The sequence below is a fragment of the Mycobacterium sp. E735 genome, assembly GCF_001666955.1.
Taxonomy (GTDB): Bacteria; Actinomycetota; Actinomycetes; order Mycobacteriales; family Mycobacteriaceae; genus Mycobacterium.
Genome location: NZ_LZIX01000243.1, coordinates 39,649 through 47,293 on the forward strand (window position 1 = coordinate 39,649; position 7,645 = coordinate 47,293).

A 7,645-nucleotide genomic window follows, 5' to 3' on the forward strand; every position below is an offset into this window, starting at 1 on the left:
GGCCCGTTCCGCGCTACGGGCCGAATTGAGGGATGCCGCTGATGCCCAAGTCGCCCGCGATCCCCTGCACGATCTGATTGACGCGGTCCAGCCCCGGGATGGGTTCGTTGAGACCCGGCACCGGCGGGATGGGCGGCACCTCGGGGATCCGCGGGGCCACCGGACGGGCGGGCCCGGCCGCGAGTGGGGGCGCCTGCTGCGGTTTGGCTGACGGGACGCTGCTGGACGGCGTCTCGGTGTTGGCCGGCGGGTTGGTGTCCGTGCTCGACGGCGGCGGAGCCTCTTGCGTCGGGGGCGGCGGCTGCGCCGTCGCGGTATTGGGCGGCGGAGCGGGCGCCCGACTGCTGGTCACGCCCGGAGCCGGCGTGTTCGCCGAGTCGTTCGAGGAGGTCAGGCCGATCGTGACCGCGGTCCCCACGAGCGCAACCGCGGCCGCCCCGCCGACGATCGCGGCCAGCACCGGCAGCCGAAACAGGCGGTTCTTGCGCTTGGCGATCGGCCGCTCGCGCGGCTCGTCGATGTCAATGGCGGGCGCGGCCCCCGTCGGCCTCTCAGACCCCACCGGAGCCGCCTGCGCCGTCGCCGTGACGGGCGCGGCCGGGGCGGCCCCCGTCGCCGCCGCCGCGAACGCCTCCCCGGGCCCGTGCGCCGCCCGCAGCGCGGCCCCGGTGGCGGCCGTCAGTTCCGGGCGCGCCGTGGTGATGACCGGGACGCGGAAGTACTGCGACAGCGTGGTGGTGATCGACGGGATGTGCGCCCCGCCGCCGGCGGAGGCCACCGCGACCAGATCTTCAATTCCGTTGCGCGCCAACGCGTTTTCCAACACGGCCACGAACCTGTCCAGCGGGGTGCGGATCGCGTCGTCGAGCTCCTCGCGGGTGACCCGGATTTCGCCGGTCAGCCCGTCGGCCACCGTGGTGACCGTGTTGAACGACAGCTCTTCCTTGGCGTTTCGGCACGCGGTCCGCAGCCGGCTCAGCGAGCCGATCGCCACGGTGCCGGCCGGGTCGAAGGACGCGGTGCTCGGCATGTTGGCGACGACGGCGCTCAGCAGCGCCTGATCGATCAGGTCGCCGGAGAAGTCGTGCAGCCGCAGGGTCGGGGCCAGCGCCTGGTAGTCGCCGTCGGCGCGCAGGAAGGTGACGCTGGTGCCGGTGCCGCCGAAGTCGCACACCGCCACCGTGCCGCGGCCCGGGATGCCGGCGTTGTTGCGCGCGGCGACGAGCGTGGCGGCGGCGTCGGGAATCAGCAGCAGGGGCCGGGCCCGGTTGGACCATTCGGCCACCGAGCTCAGCGCCGTGCCCACCGCGTCCACCGCCGCGGACGGCCAGTGGGCGGGGTAGGTCACGGCGACGCTCTCGGGCAGGGGCCGCCCGCCGGTGACGGCGTAGGCGAGCGCGCGCATGGCGTCGGCGATCAGTTGCTCGCCGCGGTGCACCGAGCCGTCGGGCGCCACGATGCCGCGGGGGTCGGAGACCCGGTTGACGAATCCGGTCAGCACCAGGCCGGGCTGGTTGAGCCGCGGGTTCTCGGCGGGGATGCCGACCTCGGGGGCGCGCTCGGGGTACAGCGTCAGGACGGGCTTGCGGGTGATGGCCTGGCCGGGGGCGACGGCCGCCAGGTTGGTGGCCCCGATCGACAGTCCCAGCGCGGTCTCAGCTCCATCGGCCATGTATCCCAACCCCAAACCTCAGCGACTCGCAAACCGGCTCGCCGTCATTGTGCCGCGGAAACCTGTACCGCGTCTCAGCGCAACCTAGGTGCCGGCTGTGCGGCGCGTCAGCGAATGTTGCCGGTCCCCGCGATCAGCGGGAGGTCCAGCGGCGTGACCCAGCCCGGCCGCAGGTCGTTGACGGCCGGCACCGCGTTGAGGGCGCGCATCCCGGTCGCCAGGCACCCGGCCGTGGCCGCGTCGCGGCCCGAGCCGTCGGTGAACCGGAACGCGGTCTCCTGGAAGATGCTGGGCGTGCCCTCGATGTCCACCCGGTAGACGTCGTTGTCGTGGCCGGACGGCCAGTCGGGGGCGGCGTCCAGGCCGATGCGGTTGACGTGCTCGAGCTGAATCCTGGTGTCGCCCTTGTAGATTCCGTTAATGGTGAACCGGACGGCGGCGACGTGCCCGGCCTTGATGACGCCCTTGACGGTGTGCCGCTCGGTGGGCGTCACCCACTTGTCCCAGGTGGTGGTGATCTCATCGAGCATGATGCCCGCGGCATGAGCGATCATCGGGACCGTGGCGCCCCACGCGAAGATCAACATGTTGGAGTCTTCGAGCATCGGGCTGTATTCGGGTTCGCGGCCGATGCCCATCTCGACCTCGTAGTCACCCTCGTAGTTGGTGTAGTCGAGCAGCTCGGACGCGCGCACCCGGCGCACCTCCGAGCACAGGCCCATCAGCGTCATGGGGAACAGGTCGTTGGCGAACCCCGGGTCGATGCCGGTGGTGAAGCAGGACGACTCCCCCAGCTCGCAGGCTTCGGTGATGGGCGCGATCCACTGCGGCGGGTTGAGGTGCATCGTCGGCCACACCCAGGGGGTCATCGCGGTCGAGCACACGTCGATGCCGGCCCGCAGGAAGCGGGTGATCAGCGCGATGTTGTCCTTGGCGTGCATCGCCGTCGGGCCGTAGTGCACCAGCGCGTCGGGCTGCAGCGCGATCAGGGCGTCGACGTCGTCGGTGGCCTTGATGCCCACCGGCTCGGGCAGCCCGCAGATGTCGCCGACGTCGCGGCCGACCTTGTCGGGATTGCTGACGCCGACACCCACCAACTCGAACAGCGGATGCTTGACGATCTCGGCGATCACCATCTTGCCGACGAAGCCGGTGCCCCAGACCACCACACGTTTTGAACCGTGTTCCGACATACTCACCTTCCCGTACCAGCCCCCGTGGGACTCACACTAGACCGGGCCGGTCGTCGCCTTGGCCGGAAACCTTCCCTAGCACCGCGTGTGGTGACACGATGCAAATCATGACCAAGCATGTGCGCGGGCTCTCGATCCTGTTCGCCGTCGCCGTCGCGGCGGCCCCGGGCGTGGCGCACGCCCTCCCCCAGATGCCCCAGGCCCGTTACGAGGTGACCGGTACCGGCGTCGCGCAGTACATCTCGTACCAGACCGACAACGGACAGCTGCACCAGGTGAATGCGCCGCTGCCGTGGTCGACGGAATTCACCGCCTTCGGGGGCCAGGTGTTCGTGGTCAGCGCGCAGGGGGTCGGCCCCATCCGCTGCCGGATCCTGCTCGACGGCAACGTCGTCGCCGACGCGCAGTCGGCCGGCGGCCGGACCGTATGCACCCATTAACGGAGGTCCTGTGAGTCTGAAGACGGGTATCGCGACGCGAACCAACGGGGCGCCTCCGCCGGAGGTCCCGCTCTCCGACATCCATCTGGAATCGCTCGACTTCTGGGGTCTGGACGACGACTTCCGCGACGGCGCGTTCGCCACGTTGCGTCGCGAGGCCCCGCTGTCGTTCTGGCCCGCGATCGAGATGGAGGGATTCGTGGCGGGCGAGGGTTATTGGTCGCTCAGCCGCCACGACGACGTGCACTTCGCCAGCCGTCACCCGGAGATCTTCAGCAGCACCCCCAACATCACGGTCAACGACAACGCGCCGGAGATCGCCGAGTACTTCGGGTCGATGATCGTGCTCGACGATCCTCGGCACCAAAGGCTGCGCTCGATCGTCAGCCGCGCGTTCACGCCGAAGGTGGTGGCGCGCATCGAGGCGTCGGTGCGCGAGCGCGCCCGCCGGCTGGTCGCGTCGCTGATCGCCAACCACCCCGACGGCGAGGCCGATCTGGTCACCGAGCTCGCGGGGCCGCTGCCGCTGCAGATCATCTGCGACATGATGGGCATCCCCGAGGACGACCATCAGCGAATCTTCCACTGGACCAACGTGATTCTCGGGTTCGGTGACCCGGACCTGACGACCGATTTCGACGAGTTCCTGAAGATCTCGATGGACATCGGCGCGTACGCGACCGCGCTCGCCGAGGACCGCCGCGTCAATCACCACGACGACCTGACCACCAGCCTGGTCGAGGCCGAGGTCGACGGTGAACGGCTGTCGTCGGCGGAGATCGCGTCGTTCTTCATCCTGCTGGTGGTAGCCGGCAACGAGACGACGCGCAACGCGATCAGCCACGGCGTGCTGGCGCTGTCCCGCTACCCCGATGAACGGGACAAGTGGTGGGCCAACTTCGACCGGCTGGCGCCGACCGCCGTCGAGGAGATCGTGCGGTGGGCCTCGCCGGTGGTCTACATGCGGCGGACCCTGACCCGTGATTTCAAGCTGAGCGGCACCAAGCTGGCCGAGGGAGATAAGGCCGTGCTGTGGTACAACTCGGCCAACCGCGACGAGTCGAAGTTCGCCAATCCCTGGCAGTTCGACGTGGCGCGCTCCCCCAACCCGCATTTCGGATTCGGCGGCGGCGGGGCGCATTTCTGCCTGGGCGCCAACCTCGCCCGCCGCGAGATCCGGGTCGTCTTCGACGAATTGCGCCGCGAGATACCCGACATCGTCGCGACCGACGAGCCTGCGCGGCTGCTGTCGCAGTTCATCCACGGCATCAAGGCCCTGCCGGTCGCCTGGACCCCGCCCCGGTAGCGCTCAGTCCGGAACCATGTGCGCGCTGGAAAACTTGATAGCGCCCGCGATATCAAATTCCGCCTAACCTATTCGCCATGACGATTCCCGAGTTACCTCCCCCCGAGGTGCTGGCCGCCCGCGAGAAGCTCGTGCTCGACCATTTCCACGACGAGGTTCGCCAGGACTGGGACGACGTGTTGGCGAAGTTCCCGCATCCGCGCTACGAGCTGATCCCGCAGATGATCGTGCACGACGGCGACAGGGCGGTGCGCGACTACTACACCTACACGCGCACCGCCTTTCCCGACCAGGACCACGAGATCATCGCGCTGCGCCACAGCGCCGATGCGGTGATCGTCGAGTTCTGGTTGATGGGCACCCATCGCGGTTACCTGGGCAAGGTCCCGCCCACCGGCAGCCGGTTCCGGGTCCGCATGACCGCCTACTTCGTCTTCGACGACACCGAAACCCTTGTCTGCGAACGTATTTACTTCGACACGCTGACCATGATCAAACAGCTGCTCGGCGGGCTGGACATGAAGAAGCTGGCGAACTGGCTGCTGGCCGCGCGCTGCGCGCGCGGCTTCCTGTCGATGTCGTCGGAAAAGCCCGACCCGGCGCTCACGGGTGCCTAGACTCTCTGCATGCGTGGCCTTTACGGGTTGGGCGGCCTGACCGTCGCGGCGATGCTGGCCGCCTGCCCCGGCGCCGCGGCCGCCCCCACCACCTCGCACACCGTGAAGTGGATCGAACTGCAGGTCGGCGACTGCGTGGCCGACCTTCCGCCGATCGACCTGAGCCTGGTGACCGTCACCGCCGTCGACTGCGCCACACCACATTTGGCCGAGGTGTACCTGCGCGGCCCCTTGGCCGTCGACAAAGCCGTCGCCATCGTCGCCAACAAGGACTGCAACGACGGATTCGCCCCGTACACCGGGCGATCCGTCGACGGCAGCCCGTTCTCGATCACGTTTCTGATCGACTCGAACCAGGACCGGACCGGCGCGGACCCCACGCCCAGCACGGTCATCTGCCTGCTGCAGTCCGCCACCGGGCAACCCCTGACCGGGTCGGCGCGCCGCTGATCAGCGGCCGAGTTGTGCCGCCAGGTCCAAGAAGTCGGACGCGTTGACGTCGAACTCGTCGGAATAGGCCACGTCGGCCTCGCCGTCGGCCCCGAACTCCATCGGGCGCGCGACGAAGGCGGTCCGGAATCCGAGTGCGGCCGCGGCGCGGATATCGTATTTGTGGCTGGCCACCATCATGATCTCGGCGGGTTCGAGGCCGAGGTAGGTCGCGGCCATCCGATAGATGGCCGGGTCGGGCTTGAACACCCCGGCCATCTCCGCGGCGAACACCGCATCCCACGGCAGGCCCGCCCGTTTGGAGATCTCGACGACGGCCGACACGTCGGCGTTGGACAGGGTGGCCAGCGTGTACCCGGCTTTCAAGCGCGTCAGCCCGGGCACCACGTCCGGCCAGGGTTTCAGCCGCCGCCAGGCCTGCGTCAGCTCGTCCCTTTCGGCCGCTGTGAACGCGATGCCGCGCTCGTCCAGGACGGCGTCGAGCGACCGCCGATACACCGAGTGCACCGACACCCACCCGCTCTGACGGGACCGCGCCGCCTCCAGCGTCGTGAAGTAGCCTGCGCGCCAACGCCTTACCACCTCGGGCCAGTCCGCTTCCGGGTGCCGCCCGGCGCTGATCCGCCGCGCCTCGTCGCAGACGGTCGAATGAAAGTCCGTCGCCGTGCCTTGCACGTCGAACAGCAGAGCCTTGACCACAGGCTTCATCATGCAACGATGTGCGTCGTGGCCGACACCGACTGCGCCGACGAGCTAGAGCCCGACTACCGGTTCACCTTCGCCAACGAGCGGACCTTCCTGGCCTGGCAGCGCACCGCGCTGGGGTTGCTCGCCGCGGCGGTCGCGCTCGTCCAGCTGGTCCCCGAGCTCGCCGTCCCGGGCGCCCGCCGGGTGCTGGCGGTGGGGCTCGCGGTGCTCGCGATCCTCACCAGCGGGATGGGCCTGCTGCGCTGGCGGCAGGCGGATGACGCGATGCGCCACGGGCGGCCGCTGCCCTGGCATCCCTCGCCGACCTACCTAGCGATCGGGCTCACGCTGGTCGCGATCGTGGCGCTCGGACTGGTGATCGCCAAGGCGGTGATGCATTGACCGACGCGCCGGGTGGCCCGGTGGAGCGGACGATCCTGGCCTGGACGCGGACCTCGTTCGCGTTTCTGGGCAACGGCGCCCTGCTGATGATCAGGAATCTGCACGGCCCGGTCGGGCCCGCCGCCTTCATCCCGGCCGGCCTCGCCGGCGCGGTGGCGTTGGCGACGTTCGTGATCGCCGTTCGGCGCCAGCGGGTTCTGCAGCAGCGCCCCATTCCGCCGCGCGTCACACCGCGGCGGCAGGTCTACATCGTCGGGGTCGCCGTCTTGCTGCTCGTCGCCGTGACGACGGTCGCCCAGCTGATCTAGCAGCGTGTTTCGTCGTCAACGGGGTCGACGTCATCCGCGCGATCTTCGGCTACGAATCACCAGCGTGGACAGGTCCGGGCACCCCGCCGCCCTGCTGCGGCATCGGGTTGCCGCAGCAGGGCGACAAACTCGATCCTTCGGCGGCGCGCCGGGCGCTAGGCTACCGATCGATGACCGGACCGCCCACGCCCAGCAAGGACCTGGACGCGCTGCTGCACCAGGTCGCGCGCGGCGACCGCGACGCGTTCGCCGCGGTCTACGACCTCACTAAAAGTCGGGTGTACGGCATGGTCATGCGGGTGCTGCGCGATTCCGGCTACAGCGAGGAGACCACCCAGGAGGTCTACTGCGAGGTGTGGCGGACGGCGCCGGACTACGACTCCAGCAGGGGGTCGGCGCTGGCGGCGGCGTAGCGGGAATCCCGCCTGCCGGAAGCCTCCTCGGACCGCACCCGGTCGACGGCCCGCCGGTGCGCGATGGTCAGCAGCCAGGACAGCGCCGACCCCCTGCTGGAGTCGTAGTCCGGCGCCGTCCGCCACACCTCGCAGTAGACCTCCTGGGTGGTCTCCT

10 protein-coding genes and 1 pseudogene are annotated in these 7,645 nt (G+C 69.5%); 7 read left to right on the plus strand and 4 right to left on the minus strand.

Annotation, left to right across the window (positions count from 1 at the left end; all coding sequences use genetic code 11):
* Positions 1-13 precede the first annotated feature (13 nt).
* Together A5704_RS19910 and A5704_RS19915 are read right to left on the minus strand one after the other, a co-directional pair.
* Positions 14-1,672: an Hsp70 family protein gene (locus A5704_RS19910; protein WP_067890625.1), complete on the minus strand. Its 1,659-nt coding sequence runs from the start codon at positions 1,670-1,672 to the stop codon at positions 14-16.
* Between the two features lie 107 nt (positions 1,673-1,779).
* Positions 1,780-2,865: a dihydrodipicolinate reductase gene (locus tag A5704_RS19915; protein WP_067749629.1), complete on the minus strand. Its 1,086-nt coding sequence runs from the start codon at positions 2,863-2,865 to the stop codon at positions 1,780-1,782.
* 107 nt (positions 2,866-2,972) lie between these two features.
* Here A5704_RS19915 and A5704_RS19920 point away from each other — a divergent pair, with 107 nt between their 5' ends.
* The 4 genes from A5704_RS19920 to A5704_RS19935 all read left to right on the plus strand — a co-directional run bounded on the left by A5704_RS19920 (position 2,973) and on the right by A5704_RS19935 (position 5,678).
* Positions 2,973-3,305: an MmpS family transport accessory protein gene (locus tag A5704_RS19920; protein WP_197499162.1), complete on the plus strand. Its 333-nt coding sequence runs from the start codon at positions 2,973-2,975 to the stop codon at positions 3,303-3,305.
* 10 nt (positions 3,306-3,315) lie between these two features.
* Positions 3,316-4,611 carry a cytochrome P450 gene (locus tag A5704_RS19925; RefSeq protein WP_067783984.1) on the plus strand — a complete coding sequence of 432 codons (1,296 nt, stop codon included), beginning with the start codon at positions 3,316-3,318 and terminating at the stop codon, positions 4,609-4,611.
* 77 nt (positions 4,612-4,688) lie between these two features.
* Positions 4,689-5,228: an ester cyclase gene (locus A5704_RS19930; RefSeq protein WP_067890628.1), complete on the plus strand. Its 540-nt coding sequence runs from the start codon at positions 4,689-4,691 to the stop codon at positions 5,226-5,228.
* Positions 5,229-5,279: 51 nt separating this feature from the next.
* Positions 5,280-5,678: a hypothetical protein gene (locus A5704_RS19935; RefSeq protein ID WP_231969186.1), complete on the plus strand. Its 399-nt coding sequence runs from the start codon at positions 5,280-5,282 to the stop codon at positions 5,676-5,678.
* On the opposite strand, the gene A5704_RS19940 is transcribed toward A5704_RS19935, so the two are convergent.
* The gene (locus A5704_RS19940) at positions 5,679-6,389 is read right to left on the minus strand and encodes a haloacid dehalogenase type II (protein ID WP_082954911.1); all 711 of its coding nucleotides are present in this window, start codon (positions 6,387-6,389) and stop codon (positions 5,679-5,681) included.
* A gap of 6 nt (positions 6,390-6,395) precedes the next feature.
* Here A5704_RS19940 and A5704_RS19945 point away from each other — a divergent pair, with 6 nt between their 5' ends.
* The 3 genes and pseudogenes from A5704_RS19945 to A5704_RS19955 form a co-directional block, all read left to right on the plus strand.
* Entirely contained in the window at positions 6,396-6,767 is a 372-nt protein-coding gene (locus A5704_RS19945) for a YidH family protein (RefSeq protein WP_067890635.1), read from the plus strand.
* Positions 6,764-7,075, plus strand: coding sequence for a DUF202 domain-containing protein (locus A5704_RS19950; RefSeq protein WP_067785512.1), 312 nt, complete (start codon positions 6,764-6,766; stop codon positions 7,073-7,075). Before A5704_RS19945 ends, A5704_RS19950 begins: the two co-directional genes overlap by 4 nt.
* Positions 7,076-7,245: 170 nt before the next feature.
* Positions 7,246-7,479, plus strand: a pseudogene (locus tag A5704_RS19955) (sigma factor); the annotation flags it as partial.
* On the opposite strand, the gene A5704_RS19960 reads toward A5704_RS19955, so the two are convergent.
* The coding region (locus tag A5704_RS19960; RefSeq protein WP_369828478.1) for a sigma factor at positions 7,449-7,645 on the minus strand (197 nt) is incomplete at its 5' end. The pseudogene A5704_RS19955 and the gene A5704_RS19960 overlap by 31 nt on opposite strands.